Source organism: Rossellomorea vietnamensis (assembly GCF_008180615.1).
Lineage (GTDB): Bacteria > Bacillota > Bacilli > Bacillales > Bacillaceae_B > Rossellomorea > Rossellomorea vietnamensis_D.
This window is the reverse complement of record NZ_VTEH01000009.1, coordinates 74,324-94,618: the sequence shown is the minus strand read 5'-3', so window position 1 is coordinate 94,618 and position 20,295 is coordinate 74,324. Positions and strand designations below refer to the sequence as shown.

Annotated in this window: 20 protein-coding genes; 15 read left to right on the top strand and 5 right to left on the bottom strand. The window is 42.7% G+C overall.

Annotated features, from left to right (window positions below; all coding sequences use genetic code 11):
- Positions 1 to 527: 527 nt before the first annotated feature.
- The 10 genes from sigY (at position 528) to FZC79_RS12710 (ending at position 10,171) form a co-directional block, all read left to right on the top strand.
- Positions 528 to 1,076 (top strand): RNA polymerase sigma factor SigY, encoded by a 549-nt coding sequence (gene sigY / locus FZC79_RS12755; protein ID WP_148947165.1) that lies wholly within the window; start codon positions 528 to 530, stop codon positions 1,074 to 1,076.
- The gene (locus FZC79_RS12750; RefSeq protein WP_148947164.1) at positions 1,045 to 1,377 is read left to right on the top strand and encodes a YxlC family protein; all 333 of its coding nucleotides are present in this window, start codon (positions 1,045 to 1,047) and stop codon (positions 1,375 to 1,377) included. Before sigY ends, FZC79_RS12750 begins: the two co-directional genes overlap by 32 nt.
- Positions 1,374 to 1,589: a sigmaY antisigma factor component gene (locus FZC79_RS12745; protein ID WP_148947163.1), complete on the top strand. Its 216-nt coding sequence runs from the start codon at positions 1,374 to 1,376 to the stop codon at positions 1,587 to 1,589. Before FZC79_RS12750 ends, FZC79_RS12745 begins: the two co-directional genes overlap by 4 nt.
- The gene (locus FZC79_RS12740; protein WP_148947162.1) at positions 1,586 to 1,900 is read left to right on the top strand and encodes a YbjQ family protein; all 315 of its coding nucleotides are present in this window, start codon (positions 1,586 to 1,588) and stop codon (positions 1,898 to 1,900) included. The genes FZC79_RS12745 and FZC79_RS12740 overlap by 4 nt, the downstream gene beginning before the upstream one ends.
- A 964-nt stretch (positions 1,901 to 2,864) precedes the next feature.
- Positions 2,865 to 4,622: an ABC transporter ATP-binding protein gene (locus tag FZC79_RS12735; RefSeq protein WP_148947161.1), complete on the top strand. Its 1,758-nt coding sequence runs from the start codon at positions 2,865 to 2,867 to the stop codon at positions 4,620 to 4,622.
- The gene (locus FZC79_RS12730; protein WP_148947160.1) at positions 4,619 to 6,637 is read left to right on the top strand and encodes an ABC transporter ATP-binding protein; all 2,019 of its coding nucleotides are present in this window, start codon (positions 4,619 to 4,621) and stop codon (positions 6,635 to 6,637) included. The genes FZC79_RS12735 and FZC79_RS12730 overlap by 4 nt, the downstream gene beginning before the upstream one ends.
- A gap of 230 nt (positions 6,638 to 6,867) precedes the next feature.
- On the top strand, positions 6,868 to 7,680 hold the full coding sequence (locus FZC79_RS12725; RefSeq protein WP_148947159.1) for an aminoglycoside adenylyltransferase domain-containing protein: 813 nt from the start codon (positions 6,868 to 6,870) through the stop codon (positions 7,678 to 7,680).
- A 191-nt stretch (positions 7,681 to 7,871) separates the two neighbouring features.
- Positions 7,872 to 9,044 (top strand): IS200/IS605 family element RNA-guided endonuclease TnpB, encoded by a 1,173-nt coding sequence (gene tnpB / locus FZC79_RS12720; RefSeq protein ID WP_148947158.1) that lies wholly within the window; start codon positions 7,872 to 7,874, stop codon positions 9,042 to 9,044.
- 255 nt (positions 9,045 to 9,299) lie between these two features.
- A complete protein-coding gene (locus FZC79_RS12715; protein WP_252183321.1) occupies positions 9,300 to 9,680 on the top strand; it encodes a hypothetical protein in 381 nt (126 codons plus the stop codon).
- Entirely contained in the window at positions 9,677 to 10,171 is a 495-nt protein-coding gene (locus tag FZC79_RS12710; protein ID WP_148947156.1) for an endolytic transglycosylase MltG, read from the top strand. Before FZC79_RS12715 ends, FZC79_RS12710 begins: the two co-directional genes overlap by 4 nt.
- 142 nt (positions 10,172 to 10,313) lie before the next feature.
- On the opposite strand, the gene FZC79_RS12705 is transcribed toward FZC79_RS12710, so the two are convergent.
- Positions 10,314 to 10,934 (bottom strand): NAD(P)-dependent oxidoreductase, encoded by a 621-nt coding sequence (locus FZC79_RS12705; protein ID WP_148947155.1) that lies wholly within the window; start codon positions 10,932 to 10,934, stop codon positions 10,314 to 10,316.
- Positions 10,935 to 11,526: 592 nt separating this feature from the next.
- Here FZC79_RS12705 and FZC79_RS12700 point away from each other — a divergent pair.
- The 4 genes from FZC79_RS12700 to fumC all read left to right on the top strand — a co-directional run bounded on the left by FZC79_RS12700 (position 11,527) and on the right by fumC (position 16,665).
- Entirely contained in the window at positions 11,527 to 12,351 is an 825-nt protein-coding gene (locus FZC79_RS12700) for an amino acid ABC transporter substrate-binding protein (RefSeq protein WP_148947154.1), read from the top strand.
- Positions 12,335 to 13,039 (top strand): amino acid ABC transporter permease, encoded by a 705-nt coding sequence (locus tag FZC79_RS12695; protein ID WP_148947153.1) that lies wholly within the window; start codon positions 12,335 to 12,337, stop codon positions 13,037 to 13,039. Before FZC79_RS12700 ends, FZC79_RS12695 begins: the two co-directional genes overlap by 17 nt.
- Before the next feature lie 16 nt (positions 13,040 to 13,055).
- Positions 13,056 to 13,790 (top strand): amino acid ABC transporter ATP-binding protein, encoded by a 735-nt coding sequence (locus FZC79_RS12690; RefSeq protein WP_148947152.1) that lies wholly within the window; start codon positions 13,056 to 13,058, stop codon positions 13,788 to 13,790.
- Positions 13,791 to 15,282: 1,492 nt separating this feature from the next.
- A complete protein-coding gene (gene fumC, locus FZC79_RS12685; protein ID WP_148947151.1) occupies positions 15,283 to 16,665 on the top strand; it encodes a class II fumarate hydratase in 1,383 nt (460 codons plus the stop codon).
- 215 nt (positions 16,666 to 16,880) lie between these two features.
- Here the strand turns inward: fumC and FZC79_RS12680 are convergent, their stop codons facing one another.
- The gene (locus tag FZC79_RS12680; protein WP_148941053.1) at positions 16,881 to 17,102 is read right to left on the bottom strand and encodes an alpha/beta-type small acid-soluble spore protein; all 222 of its coding nucleotides are present in this window, start codon (positions 17,100 to 17,102) and stop codon (positions 16,881 to 16,883) included.
- A gap of 270 nt (positions 17,103 to 17,372) precedes the next feature.
- Between FZC79_RS12680 and FZC79_RS12675 the strand changes: the two genes are divergently transcribed.
- Positions 17,373 to 17,627, top strand: coding sequence for a hypothetical protein (locus tag FZC79_RS12675; RefSeq protein ID WP_252183320.1), 255 nt, complete (start codon positions 17,373 to 17,375; stop codon positions 17,625 to 17,627).
- Between the two features lie 76 nt (positions 17,628 to 17,703).
- On the opposite strand, the gene FZC79_RS12670 is transcribed toward FZC79_RS12675, so the two are convergent.
- From FZC79_RS12670 to FZC79_RS12660, 3 genes are all read right to left on the bottom strand, one after another.
- On the bottom strand, positions 17,704 to 18,801 hold the full coding sequence (locus FZC79_RS12670; protein ID WP_148941057.1) for an ABC transporter ATP-binding protein: 1,098 nt from the start codon (positions 18,799 to 18,801) through the stop codon (positions 17,704 to 17,706).
- Positions 18,802 to 18,914: 113 nt separating this feature from the next.
- Positions 18,915 to 19,838: a PucR family transcriptional regulator gene (locus FZC79_RS12665; protein ID WP_187442768.1), complete on the bottom strand. Its 924-nt coding sequence runs from the start codon at positions 19,836 to 19,838 to the stop codon at positions 18,915 to 18,917.
- A gap of 228 nt (positions 19,839 to 20,066) precedes the next feature.
- Positions 20,067 to 20,261, bottom strand: coding sequence for a hypothetical protein (locus tag FZC79_RS12660; protein ID WP_148947149.1), 195 nt, complete (start codon positions 20,259 to 20,261; stop codon positions 20,067 to 20,069).
- Positions 20,262 to 20,295: the final 34 nt, after the last annotated feature.

Sequence of the window (20,295 nt, the reverse complement as noted above, 5' to 3'; positions counted from 1 at the left end):
CCGTTTCTCTTAGTTGGAGAGAAGAAAGGAAATCAGGTGTTTCTGAGAAGAGAATTTAAATTAGGGTTCTTTTCTAATGGCTCTTTTCTAAAAGATTGTTGCTTTTGATGCTATTTTATCCTCTCTTCATTTTCACCTGAAAGGATTGGAGCGGAAGGCGTGCGACCTCCTGCGGGACTAGCGGGACAGGTGAGACCCCGCAGGCAAAGCTGAGGAGGCCGGGCGCCCGCCCCGCGGAGTCGCGCGCCTGGAGCGGAAATCCATTACTTTTAAAATAGCCAAAATCTTTACGAAAACAGCCTTTCTAATAAATTGTTATTTTGATTACCAGCTTGCCTTTCTCCTCTTAACGTATGGGGAGTGGAAATCCATTCCTTTTCCAAAGCCACATTCTTTGAGAAGATCATAAAATATTCGAATAACCACCACACTTAAGAAAATCCACAAAAAAAATGAACGAAATCCAATGTTATCCGTCTTATAGATGAATCAGCCTAAAGCTGAACAAAAAGTGAGGAATTTTAAGGATGGAAGAGAAAGAGTTGATCAAAAAAGCAAAAAAAGGAGATCACAAAGCCTTTGCTGTTCTATTCAAAGACAATTATCCTTTCCTTGTAAAATATCTCGTAAAGGTAACGATGAATCGCGACCTTGCTGAAGAGCTTGCTCAGGATACCATGGCTAAATGTGTGGAAAAGATTCATCTTTATAACGGCAAGTCTAAATTCTCCTCCTGGCTGATGACGATTGCCACAAACCGGTACATCGATTTACAGCGAAAGCGGAAAAAAGAAAGAGATTGGCAGCAGGAAGAAATCAATATGCGGAAGATGAAATGGGAGATTGCATCAAGGAATGAAGAATGGACTGATTTAATGGAAGCTTTATCAAAGCTTTCAGAAGATGTCAGGCTGCCGATTGTGCTGAAGCATTACTATGGATTTTCCTATGAAGAGATCTCAGAAATGGTCAAACTGCCTGAAGGAACGGTAAAATCCCGGATCCATCATGGAATAAAGACCTTGCGAAAGGAGTTGCGAGTGGATGAAACAAGAAAAACAGGAACAGCCAAATGACTGGGAAGACCTGCATGGCCTTTTTGAAGAAAGCTTCCAAGAAATAGATAGAGACATAGAAAATCATACTCCTTCCGGGCAGTGGTTCGAGCAGTTTACACTAAGCCAGCAGGAAGCCTTGAAGCGGAAATATCGTAAAGAATTAATTATTTTCCTTGTGCTCGCTGTCCTGATAATAAGTGTAATTCTATTTGCACTATATGAAAGCCTTCTCCTCTTTGCTGTGATTCAGGGTTTCGCTTTCCTTGCGGCAGCAGGATACGGTGGGGCAGCTTACTATAAGCAGGTGAAGAGAATATGACACAAGAAGAGGTTCTGACACTTCTGCTTGTCGCGCCGCTTCTCCTGCTGCAAAGTCTGTTCTTGTTTACAGACGCCAGGAAAAGAGGTCATAAGTATTGGTTTTGGGGATTATGGGGGTTGATACAGTGTCCAGTTCCCTTGCTGTTTTATTTTATCTTTGCACGAAAAATTTTCAGTAAAAAGAAGAAGATCGAGGAGGAGTTAAAGTGATCATTGTGACAACCGAAACGGTACCAGGAAAGGAAATCGTAGAACTGAAGGGATTTGTAAGGGGAAGTACGGTCCAGGCGAAGCATATTGGAAAGGATATTATCGCCGGATTAAAGACCATTGTAGGCGGAGAAATCAGTGAATATAGTGAATTGATGGAACAGGCAAGACAGCAGGCGATTGATCGGATGGTCAAAGAAGCTGCACAAAAAGGAGCCAATGCCATTGTAACCGTTCGTTTCGAAACTTCAGCTGTCATGCAGAATGCTTCTGAAATTATTGCCTATGGAACAGCCGTGGTAGTGGCATAGCAAAGGAATTTCCTGCATAAGTTTTTAATGTGCCCGCACCTGAAGAAAAGTGAAAGAATAACATGAATTATCCGAAAATAGAATTGACACTGTCAATTAAGCGTGGTAATGTTATCAAGTATTAGTAAATTATTGAAAAAGGAGGGTAACGTGATGATGACTATACTGAATTGCACTACAGTCCAATTAAACCAAAATATCCACGTAACCTGTCTGGAGACTCATCCAGCCTTTTCATAACCCTTTTTCATTTTAATTTTATATGAAACAGGGCACTGGTTACGTCTGTAATCGGTGCCTTTTTATGTCCAAAGACATACTGCATGGCGCGGTATGTCTTTTTTTGTTGTTTAGGAAATTTCAAGGCAGCTTTCTGCTTATAAAGATTTGCCTGTCAGAATTGAGACAGGCGAGTAATTTATTTCAACCATCATCTTTGTGAAAGGCTCTTTGTAAGAAAAAGGCATACTTAGGCTCGGCAAAACTATTAGCTTATCCACTTTGAATCGTACTTATACTGTGAGGATGATTATAATAGCCTTTTTTATAAAAGATGGTGGTAGTGTCCTGGGTCAAAGGAGTTTTTCAAAAAGGTTGTTGCTGTTAAATACTATTTTAACCTCCTCCTCCTTTTACTAGAAGGATTGGAGCGGAAGGGGTGCGACCTCCTGCGGGACTAGCGGGACAGGTGAGACCCCGCAGGCGAAGCCGAGGAGGCTCAACGCCCGCCCCGCGGAGTAGCGCGCCTGGAGCGGAAATCCATAACTTTTAAAACAGCCACAATCTTTGTGAAAACAGCTTAAAAGAAATTTAATTAACTCGATGTCAACAGGAATTCCTGTTCACATATAAAAAAAATCAAGGAGGAATGAACAAATGTTGAAAGTGAGAATTGAAATGATGATGCCGATAGTGGAGACAGAAGGCGGATAGTGATGTGAAGGAAAAGGAGGACTGATCACTGATGTTCAGTATTTTAGGAAAATTAAGCTGGTTTTTTAAAGAAAATTGGAAACGGTATACTGTCGCAATCGGGTTGTTGACTTTTGTGGGCATCCTGGATGTGCTGCCTCCCAAACTTGTAGGCATGGCAATAGATGACATCCATATCGGCAAAATGACAACGGAAAATCTGAGCAGTTATCTTATTTGGATGGCCGTTATTCTGACCGTTTCATACGGACTCACCTATATATGGATGTATCAATTGTTCGGAGGGGCATTTCTTGTCGAGAGAAAACTTCGCTCGAAGTTCATGGGGCATTTGCTGCAAATGACACCGGCATTCTTTGAAAAGAACCGTACGGGAGATTTAATGGCAAGAGCGACGAATGACCTGAAGGCCGTTTCAATTACAGCAGGTTTTGGAATCCTGACGTTGATTGATTCAAGTGTATTCATGCTGACCATCCTTTTTACTATGGCCTTCTTTGTCAGCTGGAAGCTGACGCTGGCTGCTGTCTTGCCGCTGCCGTTCATGGCATGGCTCATGAAAGTATATGGAGCAAGGATTCACAAGCGGTTTACAGAAGCGCAGGATGCGTTCGGGGATTTGAATGATAAAGTGCTCGAATCAGTTGCCGGAGTCCGGGTTATCAGGGCATATGTTCAGGAACGGGCGGATGAAGGAAAGTTCGCTGAAATGACTGAGGATGTTTACAACAAAAATATCGAAGTGGCGAAAATTGATTCACTGTTTGAACCGACTATCAAGGTCCTGGTCGGCCTGAGCTATTTGATCGGATTGGGGTATGGCGCATACCTGGTGTTTCATCAGACCATCACACTGGGTGAACTGGTCTCATTCAATGTATATCTGGGAATGTTGATTTGGCCCATGTTTGCCGTTGGAGAGCTGATCAATGTTATGCAAAGGGGGAACGCCTCGCTGGACCGCGTCCAGGAAACCTTGAATTATGAGGAAGATGTAAAAAGTCCTGCTCATCCCAAATTTGCGGGGACCCCTGAAACCATCAGTTTTGAAGAAGTGGATTTCCAGTATCCTTCATCAAAAGTAAATAATTTGAGCGGGATTAACTTAAAGCTTCAAAAAGGCCAGACACTCGGGATCGTCGGCAAAACCGGAAGTGGAAAAACAACCGTCATCAAGCAGCTTCTTAGGGAGTACCCTCATGGAGAAGGAAGACTTGCCATTAACGACATCCCAATAGAAGAGCAGGATCTGCAAAGTGTTAGAGATTGGATTGGTTATGTACCGCAAGATCACGTTTTATTTTCAAGAACCGTAAAAGAGAACATTCTATTTGGCCAGCCAGAGGCGTCCGAGGCTCAATTGGAAAAAGCGATTGAACTGGCTGACTTCAAAAAAGATCTTGAAATGCTTCCTGACCGGCTTGCCACTCTTGTGGGTGAAAAAGGAGTTGCACTGTCCGGCGGCCAGAAGCAGCGTATTTCAATCGCTCGTGCCCTCATTAAAAACCCGGAAATTCTTATTCTCGATGATTCGCTGTCGGCAGTAGATGCCAAAACAGAGGCGAAAATCATTGAGAACATCCGGAAAGAGAGAAGCGGAAAAACCACGATCATCACGACTCACAGACTTTCTGCTGTAGAACATGCGGACTGGATTGTTGTCCTCGATAATGGTGTCGTTACAGAAGAAGGCACCCATGAAAAATTGTTGCGTAACCATGGCTGGTATAAAGAGCAATATGACCGCCAGCAAGTTGAAGAGTCCTCGCTCCAGGAGGTAAAAATATGAGTGTAGGTAAACGTTTATTACAATATGCATTACTTTATAAAAAAACCATTCTGGCTGCTCTGCTGATGCTTACGGTATCAGTTGCTGCCGACCTGGCTGGACCTTTCATCGCGAAGAAGCTTATCGATGAGCATATACTGGGGATTGAAACAACATGGTACCAGACGAAAGAAGGCAAAGATGCGGTGAGCTACCAGGGCAGCTGGTATAAACGGGAAAAATATTTTTCTGAAGATGAGGTGAAGGGAACAGAGGTAAGGGTTCTTTCGGCGGGCAGGGATTTCTATTTCGTTGAAGAGCCTGTTACGGAAGAGGGAGAGCGAAAATTCGAAGATGGCAAACTGGTTATCACCAGGGGAGAATCATCAGCCTCCTATGATGCTGAGAAAATATCGACTGCTCAATTAATACAGTTCTATAACCCGGAAATACCGAGAATCATAACGCTGCTAGCCCTCTATTTCGGCCTTCTCGTCGCGGCTTCGTTTTTTCAATATGGGCAGGGGTTTTATTTGAAAAAAGCCGCTAACCGGGTCATCCAGAAAATGAGGTCAGATGTTTTTGGCCAGATCCAAAAGCTGCCGATCCGTTATTTTGATAATTTACCCGCGGGAAAAGTCGTGGCACGGATCACCAATGATACAGAGGCGATCAGGGAGCTGTATGTTACTGTTTTGTCCACCTTCTTTACAAGTGCCATTTATATTACCGGTATTTATATCGCTTTGTTCATACTGGATGTAAAGCTTGCAGCTCTGTGTCTGGTGCTTCTGCCAATCATAGCGGTGTGGACGATTCTCTACAGAAAATATGCGTCCCATTACAACCATGTTATCCGGTCGAAAGTCAGTGACATCAACGCAATGATCAATGAGTCCATACAGGGGATGAATATCATTCAGGCGTTCAGCCGTGAAAAAAAGTCACAGGCTGAATTCGAAGAGTTGAATGAAACGCACTATGAGTACCAAAATAAAATGCTCAGCCTCAATTCTATGACATCACACAACCTGGTGGGGGTACTGAGGAATATTACATTTGTAGCTTTCATTTGGTATTTCGGCGGAAGTGCCATTGGTGCCTCTTCGGTTGTATCACTGGGAGTGCTCTACGCCTTTGTGGATTATATCAACAGACTCTTTCAGCCGATCACAGGTATTGTGAACCAGCTTGCCAACCTTGAGCAGGCACTAGTCGCCGGGGAGAGGGTTTTCGAACTGCTGGATGAAGAGGGCACTTCTGTGGAGGACAAGAGAATTCAGCGATATACAGGAAATGTCCTTTTTCATAATGTTCACTTCGGCTATAAAGAGAATGAATATGTGTTGAAAGATATCTCTTTTGGAGCTAAACAGGGGGAGACTGTGGCACTCGTCGGCCATACAGGCTCCGGGAAAAGTTCCATCATGAATCTGCTCTTCCGCTTCTATGATTGTGATAAAGGGGAGATTTTGATAGACGGGAAAAATATCAAGGAGATTCCTTATCAAACCATTCGTGAACACATGGGAATCGTACTTCAAGATCCTTATCTGTTCACTGGTACTATCGCTTCAAATGTAAGCCTGGATGATCCACGGATTTCGAGGGAAAAGGTTGAGGAGGCATTGAATGCTGTCGGTGCCGGCAAAGTTTTTCATAACCTGGAAAACGGTTATGACGAACCTGTCATAGAAAAAGGCAGCACGCTTTCTTCTGGACAGAGGCAATTGATTTCTTTTGCAAGGGCATTGGCATTCAATCCGGCCATTTTGATTCTCGATGAAGCGACGTCCAGCATCGATACTGAAACTGAAGCAGTAATTCAGGAGGCGATGGAGGTTTTGAAAGAAGGCCGTACCACTTTCATCATTGCCCACCGTCTGTCAACTATCAAGAATGCAGATCAAATCATTGTATTGGATAAAGGAACCATCGCCGAAAAAGGCTCGCATGATGAATTGATGGAGCTGAAAGGGCGCTACTACCAAATGTATGAACTGCAGCAAGGAAAGCAGATGGGGCACGCTGGTTAGAACTTAAACTGGTAAGCAGTTCAAGTACAGGCAGGATGTATGAGAGTATGAAATTACAGAAAGAGTGTGTCATTATGACATGCTCTTTTCTTTGAATGATTTTTAAATGCTGCTGTTAAGAAACATTTTCAATATAATTATGCTGGATAAGTTGACTTCGATATAAGTATGAGATCTAGTTTTTTCTGAACAGAATTGATAGTATTCACGTTTTAAAAGGAGGAGTTCAGATGGTATATACACTGAAAACGAGTTCACCCGAAACAGTAGAATTTGTTTTGATAATACAAAATAAGATTTCTAAAATAATAGGAACTAATTTAACAGGTATCTATCTCCATGGTTCCTTATCAATGGGAGGTTTTAATCCAAACAGCAGTGATGTGGATATTTTAGTTGTAACGAAAAAGACCCTCCCTGTTGAAATCAAAAGGAAGTTGGCAAAGTTATTTTTACATTATTCTGCTTCTCCTTTTCCTATAGAGGTCAGTTTTGTGAACGAAGTACAAATGAAAGACTGGCAGCACCCCTGTCCATTTGATTTCCATTATAGTGAGTTCTGGAGAAAACGGTTTGAAAATGATTTGGCTCAGGGCTCATCTCAATTTTTAAATGAGGAGGTAAACAGGGATGAGGATTTGGCAGCGCACATCACTATCCTTAATAATAGAGGGATTTGTTTGTGCGGCAAACCTGTTAAAGAAGTTTTCCCCATAATACCATCTGCCGATTATCTGTCATCCATTATGGGCGATTTTGAAGATTGTTTGGAAAACATTGAAGAAAACCCGGTATACTGTATTCTGAATATAATGAGGGTTTATTGGTACCTGAAAGAAGGAGTCATCTCCTCAAAATATGAAGCAGGTTCTTGGGGAACATCGTCTCTTCCTGCAGAGTTTGCTTTCACTGTTGAAAAAGCAGCGGAATGTTATGGAGGGGATAAATCTGCCCATACCTTTGAAAAGCAGGAACTTTTCTTATTGAAGAGTTTTATCTCGAATAAGGTAAGATCTTTACTGAACCACCGGGAGAACTCCTGAAAATAGCGGTCCCGGAATTTATCTAAAAAAGACGAGAAAACTCCCTCTTCAAGCGTGTGAAGGGCATAGCCCAACGGTAAGGGGGAGATGAATCGCCTGCCTTTGGTCTCTACTAAAAAAACTTCGAAAGAAACATACGTTCCCAAGGTACCATCTTTCTTGGTATAATTACTACAAGGAGGTGAAACCATTTGATTGTTAAAAAAACCTTTAAATTCAGGATCTATCCAAATCACCAACAAATTGAATTAATCAATAAAACGTTCGGTTGTTCCCGGTTCATCTACAACTATTTTGTTGGGAAACAAAAGAACAAAGACGCTTATTGGTCTATCGTAAATGAAATGGTACAGAATGGACAGCTTTCGCAGAACAATTGGAAAGGTAAATTTTTCAACAAGAACCAATCCATCAAAGCTGTTCGAGAGCTCAAGAAGACCTATTCATTCTTGAAAGAAGTCGATAGTATTGCCCTTCAGAAATCAGTTGAAATCGTTCATGATTCCTACACACGGTATTACAAGAAACAAAATCATTTACCTCGATTCAAATCGAAGAAGAACCCCGTTCAATCCTATACCACAAAGTTTGTGAACGGGAATATACAAGTGAAAGATAAACACATCAAATTGCCAAAACTCGGCCTTGTTCGGTTTGCCAAGAGTCGTGAGGTCAAAGGCCGAATAATGAACGCCACCATTAGACGAAACCCTTCAGGTAAGTTCTTCATTTCGATATTGGCTGAAATAGAAATTCAACCCTATAAGAAAACCGGCACCTCTGTCGGAATCGACGTAGGTTTGAAGGATTTCGCTACTCTTTCAGATGGCACAATCCATAAAAACCCACGCTTTTTCCGTATACTAGAAAAGAAAATAATCAATGCCCAACGCATTCTTTCAAGGAGGCAATTGGGTTCTTCGAATTGGAAAAAACAAAAAAAGAAAGTTGCCCGGCTGCACGAAAAAATCGCTAATGCAAGAAAAGATATGTTGGACAAAATCTCTACCGAAATAGTCAAAAACCACGACATTATCGGCATTGAAGATTTGTCCGTCAAAAAAATGTTAAAAAACAAAGACCTTTCAAAAGGAATCAGCGAAGTAAGCTGGGCCCAATTCAGGTCTATGTTAGAATACAAATCATTATGGTACGGTAAACAGGTGATAGCAGCAGCAAAAAATTTCCCTTCCAGCCAGCTATGTTCTGTATGTAATCATAAGTATAAAGCCGTTAAAGATCTTGCGTTGCGTGAATGGACGTGTCCAACTTGTAAAAGCAGCCATCAAAGGGATCTAAACGCAAGTATAAATCTTCGCAACGAAGCATTGCGATTAACCGCAGGGACTGCGGAGTTAGCCTAACCAAAAACGAACCAATAGGTTTGTGTTCTTAGGAATCCCCCACTTCAAGCGACCTGTAAGGGCGATAAGTGGTGGGTAGTTCAAACGATTATCACTATTTCCCGACTATACTAGCCCCTAGGTAATGTTGATATTGCGGTATACTGTTATAAAGACAGGACCAAAGGGGGATTTTGTCGATTTATGTCCCCATTTCCTTCCCGAACACGGTATAATCTAGTTTGTGTTATAGATTGAAAAGTAAGGGAGGAACCTATGATGGGATGGGCTTTAGCCATTTTGTTCGGTTCAGCAGTCATACTGCTCATTTTGTCGTTTATTAAAACGGCGCAATCCAAATCATCTGTTGAACAGCAGATTGAACACTCTTCTATTTCATTGATGAATGAGGTTCATGAGCTTCAAAAACAGATACGTAACATAGAATTAGATGCAGAAATTACTGCAAAGCAAGCAGGTGCAATGGAAGCTTCAGCTAAAGAACGTCTACTGCTGCGTGAAATCCTTGATATGCACAAACGAGGATACTCCATAGAAAGCATCTCTTCAAAAAACGGACTTAACCCTCACGAGGTCGAAATGATGCTTGCTCCATACACAGCAAGGAAGATGGAAAGGGGCATGGCCGCACAATGATGACCAATACTTTGCGCAGTTTTGCAGCAGGGCTCTTAATTGCCACCACAACAATAGGGGCGGTTTATCTGTTTGGTCCTTCCACGGCTGAAAGCACAGAGAAACCAGCCGAATCAGTGGAAAAACAGGTCCTGAGCGAGGATGAAATGATTGAACAGCTGGCTTCAACCGGCTTTGTCATACATACAGAGGAAGAGTGGAATAAGCAGCTGGCGGCGTCCGCTAATAAGGAAATTGAGGAAAAGCAAGGTGAGAAAGAGAAGCAGTCACCGGAAGAAAAGGTAGTATACAGGGCCATCCTGTCTGTATCAATGGGCATGACCAGCATAGATGTGGGAAATGCCTTGGAAAAAGCAAAAATCATAGTCGATGGCATGGAATTTTACAGTGAGGTAGAAAAAAGAGGGCTTGAAAACGAACTCAGACCAGGCACTTTTGAGTTCGAAAGCGGAATGTCAATGGAAGAAATCATCTCGACAATCTTTAAATAGATAAGCTTGCAGCTCCCTTATAGACAAGGGAGCTCTTTTCTGTTTGGATGATAGCAAATAAACTAGAGTGCCTTAACGAGCTATGCGGGAACGTCCTTTTAATGCGTAAGCGTATGAGCTCGTCAGAACCGCACCGGAGCGGTTAATAACTGATGCCTATTCTGTTTCGGTAACTATCTTCATTAGTGATCAAACTATAGGCAAAGTCGGCTGTATCAAATATGGAAATGCTTTTGCCATTCTCAGGAAGCATTTCTTTTTCAGTGCGGTAAACGCCTATTCTTTCCCCATCAGGAAGGTAAGTAGGACACACGATTGTCCAATTCAATTCAGAGCTCTTCAACATTAGGTATGTTCTTAAATGATCCTCTGCTGCACTCGTGCTCCTTCTTTTTGATTCATTTGTCTGGAACCTATAAAGGGAAGGAGTCTCTCTTGCCTGAAGAATCCCCGCTGTACCGATCGTAACAATCCTCGTTATCTTATTTCTTCTCATTGAATTCAGAATACCCGGCATACTTCTTGAAAGGACATCATTCTTATCCGTGCCCAGCCCGCTGATTACTGCATCACATTGTGAAAAACAGTAGTCTATATCTTTTTCGTTCAGGACATTGCCTTCGATAAGAGACAGATTCGGATGCTTACTTTTGATTTTCTCTGTGTTCCTCACCAGCGCTTGTACATGATGGCCATCTTTCAATACACATTCCATGATGATGGAGCCTACCCTGCCTGAAGCTCCCAATAAAGCAATCTTCATGTTAGAACCTCCAATATATTTAGCTCAAGGTTTCCTAAGAAGTTTTCCTTTTAAGCAATTTCTGTTTTTTTTAAGGCTCTTTTCAAAGATATTCTTGCTATTGATTACTATCTTACCTTCCTCCCTTTAAGGTAAGGGGAGTGGAACGGAAGACGTGCGACCTCCTGAGGGACTAGCGGGACAGGTGAGACCCCGGAGGCAAAGCGGAGGAGGCTCACCGCCCGCCCCGCGGAGTCATGGGGTTGGAGTGGAAATCCATTACTTTTCCATAGCCACAATCTTAGCTAAAAGCCTTTAAAAAAGTTAAGCTGCAGGACAATCCACATTATAAGGTAAAAGTTTATTAAATACATCCCTGAATAATAGTCATTAAAAGAAGTCTAATTTTTTGGCTGGTTGATTCCCATAAGAATACTTAAAAATACCATCGATTTTTAAGAAGATACCGAACATTAATTATACCGGGCATTAATGTTTTTAGCACTTTTAGTGAAAACTAAAGGGTAGAAACATTATTATTGACAGAAGGGGTATAAAAATTTATGATAGCAATCGTGACTAATAAATCCGATAAGAATAGTGAGGTTTTATAATGAAGAAGTTATCTAAGAGTATTTTGTTCTTTTTAGGTGCAGTATTCCTGCTTGCAGCCTGCGGTAATAATACAGACAATGAAGAATCTGCAGGTACTGGAGAAGATCAGCAGGAACAGTCATTATATGAAAAAATCCAGGAAGATGGAGAGTTCCTGATCGGGACGGAAGGTACATACCCGCCATTCACTTTCCACGATGAATCAGGAGAGCTGACTGGGTTTGATGTAGAAATTGCTAAGGAAGTAGCCAGCCGTCTTGGAGTAAAACCGGTGTTTCAAGAAACGCAATGGGATGCCATGTTCGAAGGGTTAAATTCCAATCGTTTCGATATGATTGCAAACCAGGTTGGAATCAGGGAAGACCGCCAAGAGAAATATGATTTTTCTATCCCTTACATTGAATCTTCTGCGGTCCTGGTTGCCAGCAAAGATAATGAAGATGTTTCTTCATTCGAAGATATTGATGGCCTGACTTCCGCACAATCTCTAACGAGTAATTATAGAGACATTGCTGAAAGCTATGGTGCCGAAATTCAAGGAGTAGACGGTCTTGCCCAAGCGATTCAATTGCTTGAACAAGGCAGAGTGGATGTTACCGTTAATGACAAATTGTCCATTCTTGATTACCTGCAAAAACAAAAAAATGCTGGCGTTGAAATTGTGGCAACACAAGATGAAGCTGCTCAAAGCGGATTGATGTTCCGTCAAGGAAACGAAGAATTGGTAGAAGAAGTAAATAACGCGTTAGAGGAAATGATGGAAGACGGTACGTACGCCGAAATCTCTGAGAATTGGTTTGGCGAAGATGTTTCTCCTAGGTAGTATCTTTCAAGACCCTGAACGCATGATGGATATTCTGCAAAGCTCCCTGCTTCCTATGGTAAAGGGAGCTTTGTATTATTCAATTCCTCTAACACTAATATCCTTTGCATGCGGGATGGTTTTGGCCATACTGACCGCTTTATCAAGGTTGTCGGGCAGCAAGCTCCTGAGGGGAATTGCCCGTGTATACGTATCGGCAATAAGAGGTACACCATTGCTTGTGCAATTATTCATCATCTTTTACGGCTTGGGGAATCTCGGTATTGAAGCTTTGAAATTCGATCCTTTTCCATCTGCAGTCATTGCCTTTTCTTTAAACGTGGGGGCTTATGCTTCTGAGATTGTCAGGGCAGCCATTCAGTCGATTCCAAAAGGACAGTGGGAGGCAGGGTATTCCATTGGAATGACTTACAGCCAGAATTTGAAACGGGTGGTCCTTCCGCAGGCGGCAAGGGTCTCCATCCCGCCGCTGTCGAATTCTTTCATCAGCCTGGTGAAGGATACTTCATTGGCCTCCCTGATTTTAGTGACTGAGCTATTCAGGAAGGCGCAGGAGATTGCAGCGACTACTTATGAATTTCTTCTATTATATATGGAGGCCGCGCTTCTATACTGGATCATGTGCTTCATGCTTACACTGATTCAGGACCGGGTGGAAACAAGGCTTGACCGGTATATTGCCAAATAGAGAGGGGGGAAAGTAGATGATCAGCATAAAAGGATTGAAGAAGCGTTTTGGGGATCTTGAAGTTTTAAAAGGATTTGATGTTGAAGTCGAAAAAGGACAGGTAATCGTATTGATCGGTCCTTCAGGATCTGGGAAAACAACCTTCCTTCGCTGTTTGAACCTTCTCGAGATACCTGATGAAGGAAAGCTGAACATCAGCGGAACAAGAATGGATTTCTCTCAAAAGCTTTCCAAGAAAGAATTGCTGAAGATGCGCAGGAAAACAGGTATGGTTTTTCAAAACTATAACCTATTTCCTCACCGGACGGCTTTGGAGAATGTAATGGAAGGCCCTGTAATCGTTCAGGGTAAATCCAAAGATGAAGTTAAGAAAAAAGCGGTTTCCCTTCTGGAGAAGGTTGGATTGGGTGATAAAATTGATTATTATCCCTATCAGCTTTCAGGGGGACAGCAGCAGCGTGTCGGAATCGCACGGGCATTAGCAATAGAACCTGAGGTCATGCTGTTTGATGAGCCAACCTCAGCCTTGGATCCTGAATTAATCGGAGAAGTACTCAAGGTTATGAAGGACCTTGCGGAAGAAGGGATGACGATGATCGTTGTCACTCATGAAATGAAATTTGCCAAGGAAGTGGCGGACGAAGCCATCTTTATGGACGGCGGTTATATAGTCGAACGCGGCAACCCGATAGATATTTTCGAAAATCCAAAAGAAGAGCGGACACGCCAGTTCTTGAACTTAATACAGTAAAAAAGGAAAGCTTAGCCGTTTGGTTAAGTTTTTCTTTTTGTTAGAAGTGGCTTGATGGCTGGTGAGCCAGTTTGAACTAGGTTCTTGGGCAGAAGATTGGGGTAGGAACGTGCAAAAATGCCGCCGAGCTGGCAACTTGGATTCATGATTGAGGGCGGAACGTGCAGAAGATGTCGCCGAGCTGGCAACTAGGGTACATGATCGGGGGCGAAAGTGGAAGAAGATGTGCCTGAGCTAGCAACTTGGGTACATGATCGAGGTAGAAAGGAGGAGAAGATGTCTCCGAGCTAGCAACTTGGATACATAATCGAGGTCGGAATGTGCAGAAGATGTATCCAAGCTAGCAACTTGGGTACATGATTGAGGTCGGAACGTGGAGAAGATGCCCCCGAGCTAGCAACTTGGGTMCATGATTGAGGTCGGAACGTGCAGAAGATGTATCCGAGCCAGCAACTTGGATACATGATGTAGTAGAAAGGAGAAGAAGAGTCTCCGAGCCAGCAACTTGGGTACATGTAGAAAGGAGAAGAAGATGTCTCCGAGCTAGCAACATGGGTACATGATCGAAGTCGAAAGGAGAAGAAGATGTCTCCGAGCTGGCAACTTGGGTACATGATGCAGGTAGAAAGGAGAAGAAGATGTCTCCGAGCTAGCAACTTGGGTACATAATCCGGGTTACAAAGAGAAGAAGATGTCTCCGAGCTAGCAACTTGGGTACATGATCCAGGTCGAAAGTGGAAGAAGATGTCTCCGAGCTAGCAACTTGGGTACATGATCGAGGTCGGAACGTGGAGAAGATGCCCCTGAGCTAGCAACTTGGGTACATGATGCAGGTAGAAAGGAGAAGAAGATGTCCCCGAGCTAGCAACTTGGGTACATGATCGAGGTCGAAAGGAGAAGAAGATGTCTCCGAGCTGGCAACTTGAATACATGATCGGGGGCGAAAGTGGAAGAAGATATGCCCGAGCTAGCAACTTGGGTACATGAACGGGGGCGAAAGTGGAAGAAGATGTCTCCGAGCTGGCAACTTGGGTACATGATCCGGGTTACAAAGAGAAGAAGATGTCTCCGAGCTAGCAACTTGGGTACATGATCGAGGTAGAAAGGAGAAGAAGATGTATTCGAGCTAGCAACATGGGTACATGACCGGGGACAAAAGTGGAAGAAGATGTCTCCGAGCTAGCAACTTGGATACATGATGCAGGTAGAAAGGAGAAGAAGATGTATCCGAGCCAGCCCCTTGGGTACATAATCGAGATCGAAAGACGAAGAAGATGTCCCCGAGCTACCCCCTTCGATACATATGCAGTTCAGCAGGAGAAGAAGACCAACAGGATTGAGACCGGGTTAATTGAACATAGTACGTATAGAAAGAACTCTATCCTACATAGCCTTAATATTGAAGATTTTTCTACATTATTTTGCCAATGATGTTATTTCTTAATTCTTAGTGGAAAAATAAAAGAGAGAACGTATTTAAGGAGGAGTCGGAATGGATTATAGAACAGAGCGTGATACAATTGGAGAAATTCAAGTTCCTGCTGACAAATTTTGGGGAGCACAAACTCAGAGAAGCAGGCAGAATTTTAAGATCAGCCATGAAAGAATGCCTCTTGAGGTTACATATGGGTTTGCGCAGTTGAAAAAGGCGGCTGCCATTGTCAACCACGAATTGGGAAAACTTTCTGATACCAAGAAGGATGCAATCGTTAAGGCATGCGATGAAATCATTTCAGGCATGCTGGATGAACATTTTCCCTTGGTCGTTTGGCAGACTGGCAGCGGAACTCAATCCAACATGAATGTGAACGAAGTAACTGCATACAGAGCCAATCAGATGATAAAAGACAGCGATGAGACGGTTCATCCTAATGATGATGTGAATATGTCACAAAGTTCTAATGATACGTTTCCTACTGCCATGCACATTGCGGCATACAAAGAAATTCAAGAAAAGCTGAAACCAGTGCTGCAGCAATTTCAGGAAACTTTGAATGAAAAAGAGAAGAAGTTCATGGACATCATCAAAATCGGGCGGACTCACTTGCAGGATGCTACACCATTGACCCTTGGGCAGGAAATCAGCGGGTGGAGGACAATGATTGAAAGGTCACAAAAAATGCTGAATGAAAGCAGCAAGCACCTGTTGAATTTAGCCATTGGCGGAACAGCCGTCGGGACAGGAATCAATGCTGATCCAAGATTCGGTGATATGGTAGCCGGACAATTGGAAAAGCAGACAGGTTTCTCATTTGTTTCTTCCGACAATAAGTTTCATGCACTGACTTCGCATGATGAAATTGTTCATGTACATGGTGCTTTAAAGGCGCTGGCAGCCGACGTTATGAAGATTGCCAATGATGTGCGCTGGCTGGCAAGCGGGCCAAGGAGCGGAATCGGGGAAATTACCATTCCAGCGAATGAACCTGGAAGTTCCATCATGCCAGGCAAAGTGAACCCTACACAGAGTGAAGCATTGACAATGGTATCTGCACAGGTATTTGGCAATGATGCGGTGATTGGATTTGCAGCCAGCCAGGGGAATTTTGAACTTAACGTATTCAAACCGGTCATCATTCATAATCTTCTCCAGTCAACAAGGCTTTTAGCTGATGGAATCAAGTCATTTGATGAAAATTGTGCACAAGGAATCGAGCCGAATAATGAAGTGATTGAGGAATTCGTCAGCAGGTCGCTCATGCTCGTAACAGCCCTCAATCCTCATATTGGTTATGAAAAAGCAGCTCAAATTGCCAAAACGGCTCATAAGGAAGGTCTTACCCTGAAAGAGGCAGCTGTCCAGTCTGGATACCTGAGTGAAGAACAATATGATGAATGGATCGACCCTGCTAAAATGGTGAATTTGAAAAAGTAATATGGATTTTGGTTCAGTGAACCAGATAAATGTAAAGAGGAGATGACTTAAACAGAAAAGGTTTCGTCGCGTTTTTCATTTTTGGCTCTGAAGCAAGTTGATTCAGAAGCCGCACCTTAAGTGAAATAATCACATTTTTCGCGAAAACGAGGATATAAAAATAGGAGCCCCTGACTAAAAGTCAGGGGCTGTAGCCATATTAATATTAAGTTAGATTAACGTTGTTGTGAACCGCTGATTTGCTGTTCTGCCATTTGTACAAGGCGTTTAGTGATTTCTCCACCTACAGAACCGTTGGCACGTGCAGTTGTGTCTGCACCAAGTTGTACACCAAATTCAGAAGCGATCTCGTACTTCATTTGGTCGATAGCTTGTTGAGCTCCTGGAGCCACTAGTTGGTTAGAGTTGTTGCTGCGTGATTGTTGTTGGTTTTGCATGTTTTGTCATCTCCTTGTTGTTTTTATGGTTGGGTCAACTGGACTTGCACCAGTCCCGCAAAGTTTCTGCGGCCATCTCATTTGGATGACCCATTAATGTGGTTGATTGAATGTTTTGTTGTTGCTGTTACTCTGTATTATGGGACTTTTAAAAGAATATATACCAGATTGTCAGAGGGAATTTATTCCTGAAGGGACAGAGAAGATTAACACATAAATCATGTGGATAAACAAAGGATAAGTAATGAATGAATCCTACGGAAAACGGTGATGAAAATGAAGGTATGTGCTTTATGCAATGGAGTGGTCCGTAAGGAAATCGATTGTTCCAAGTGCGGTTCAAAACTTACGGACAAGGGAAGGGTATATGATTTCTTCGATGATTACAGCGCTTATATGGATATCGATGAAATTAAGCTGGCGGATGGAATCCCGGACAGTTCCGGTTCTGATGATTGTCTCCACTTGTTTTCGGGAGATTGCGGACATGATGAAACCCGGGTCATTAAATTCATGGAGATTTAGTAATTCAGGCAAAGAGAATTCAAAAAACAAAAAAAACTGCGGCTCAATGGATGAGCGCAGTTTTTTTGTTAATCAATTAGCGGATGCGGTCTTCTGTTTCTGCATCAAAGAAGTGAGTTTTATTCATATCGAATGCCAAGTCGATTGTTTGGCCTGCTTCAACATCTGTACGAGAATCAACGCGGGCAACGAAATCCTGGTCGCCAAGGCGGGAATACAGCATTGTTTCTGCACCAGTCAATTCGGATACTTCGATTTTTGCTCTGATTTTTGAACCTTGAGAAGAATCGATGAATAGAGGCTCATCATGGATATCTTCCGGTCTTACACCAAGGATGATGTCCTTACCAATGTATCCTTGTTCACGCAAAACTTTCATTTTTCCTTCTGGAACTTCAACAGCATCTTCTCCAAATGAGAACTTGCCTTCTTGAAGTGTTCCGCGGAAGAAGTTCATAGCTGGAGATCCAATGAATCCGCCGACAAATACGTTTTCAGGTCGGTCGTAAACTTCTTTAGGAGAACCAACCTGTTGAATCAGTCCGTCTTTCATAACGACGATGCGGGAAGCCATTGTCATCGCTTCTGTCTGGTCATGTGTCACGTAAATCGTTGTTGTCTGCAGGCGCTGGTGAAGCTTGGCAATTTCCGCCCTCATTTGTACACGAAGTTTTGCATCAAGGTTGGAAAGCGGCTCATCCATCAAGAAAACTTTTGCGTCACGAACAATCGCACGGCCCAGGGCCACACGCTGACGCTGACCACCTGATAATGCTTTTGGTTTACGGTCGAGCAATGATTCAAGACCAAGGATCTTGGCTGCGTCTTGTACGCGGCGGTCGATTTCCTGCTTGTCGAATTTACGCAATTTCAAACCGAATGCCATGTTGTCATAAACACTCATATGCGGATATAGTGCGTAGTTCTGGAAAACCATCGCAATATCACGGTCTTTTGGTGCTACGTCATTTACTCGTTTGCCGTCAATATAGAAATCACCTTTTGAGATTTCTTCCAAACCGGCTACCATTCTCAAAGTTGTGGACTTACCGCACCCTGAAGGGCCGACGAATACGATGAATTCCTTATCTTGTATGTCAAGGTTGAAGTCTTTTACCGCTGTAACGTTTTTATCATAAACTTTATAAATATTTTTCATTTGTAATTCTGCCATTTTGTTTGCCTCCTGTTTTCTATCTCTTTGTTAAAACCATTGTAATAGAAAACGCTTACTTATTGTAATGGGTAAAGTGCATAAAAAAAACATGGAGGGTTTGGGCATGTTGCTTAGTCCCCCATGTTGTTGTCATCCACTTCAGTTTCAAGGCAGGCCAGATAAACCGTTAAGGCACCTTGAAAGGTTTTAATATCGATGCCGATTTTTTCTATGAATTTATCGATCCTGTACTGAACACTATTGCGGTGCATGAACAGGGCTTTGGCTGTCTGGCTCGTGTTCGATTGGTTCTCCAAATAGGTTTTGATTGTTTTTTTCAATTCCTCATCTTCTGCAAATACGCCCTTAATATCAGCAAACATGCGGGTTTTCGTTTGTTTCGGCACGTAATGGAGGGCGAACGGAGGGAAGGTGGATGGAAAAGTGAACACCCTGCCCTTAGAGATATTTTTTTCTGCAAAAGTGAAAAGGTTTCTTTCTTCTTCAAAAAAAGAAAGGAAAGAATCATCAATAGAATAAAACCTTCCTATGAAGAACCTTGGTGATACATAGAAATCTCCTTCTATTACCGCTGCTGCAGATAACAGTTCTTCTTCAGGAAGCGTCCATTCCGTCTTTTTCTCCACAATTGCCCCGGATGCAGGAGAGTTGAAAACAATGACAGCCTGCTCGGCAAAGATGCTGCGAAGAGCTTCTGTAAGCAAATCGGTTTCTACTTTTTCTTCTATTGAAAATTGAATGATCCGGTACATGTCCTTTGGAGAAACACTGAATTTTGGTGAATCTCCTGCGTACAAATACTCATGCCAGTTCTTGCTTTCTTCGGTCTTGTTCTGAATATTTCCTGATGGAACTGCTTCGGAGAACAGTGTGAGTAGCAGCTCTATTTCACCGTGAGAAAGATTTTGTTTTGGAATGGACAGGAATTCCTCATTTGTTTCATTGGCCAGCAGCAGATGATCCGGAATTAGTTCTGAAGGAGGCACTTTATATAATTTGGATTCAGGATATTTTTGTTGTAGTTTTGAAAGCATCATATTCCCTCATTTAAGTTTTCTAATATGTATCATTTTACGAGAATGCCGGCCGAGATTCAAAAAGATTGGATTGCAACTGAAAGCAGGACTCTATTTAAGTCTATTAGAGGAGGGGTATTGATCCTTTGGGCTAAGTCCGTTCCAGTAGAGATAGGGCCTGTTCACAGCTAAGAAAAAAATGATTTCATGAGACTGAAAAAAGGACCGGTTTTGAACCGATCCTTTCTATCCCTGTTCTACTGGGGGTTCTTCTTCCTCAAGGTCCATTGACTGCTCGATATTAGAGACCTCATCGCGCATATGCACGGAGCCCCCGCTCAGACCTTCATTAACGATCCGGTCTACATCCAGATAGGCTTCCTTCTTTCCTTCATAATGTGTATCGGGAGAGAATTCTGCTTCTTTTTTATTTTTTGCCACTTTAACTCCTCCTTAGAGTACCTGTCTTTATTGT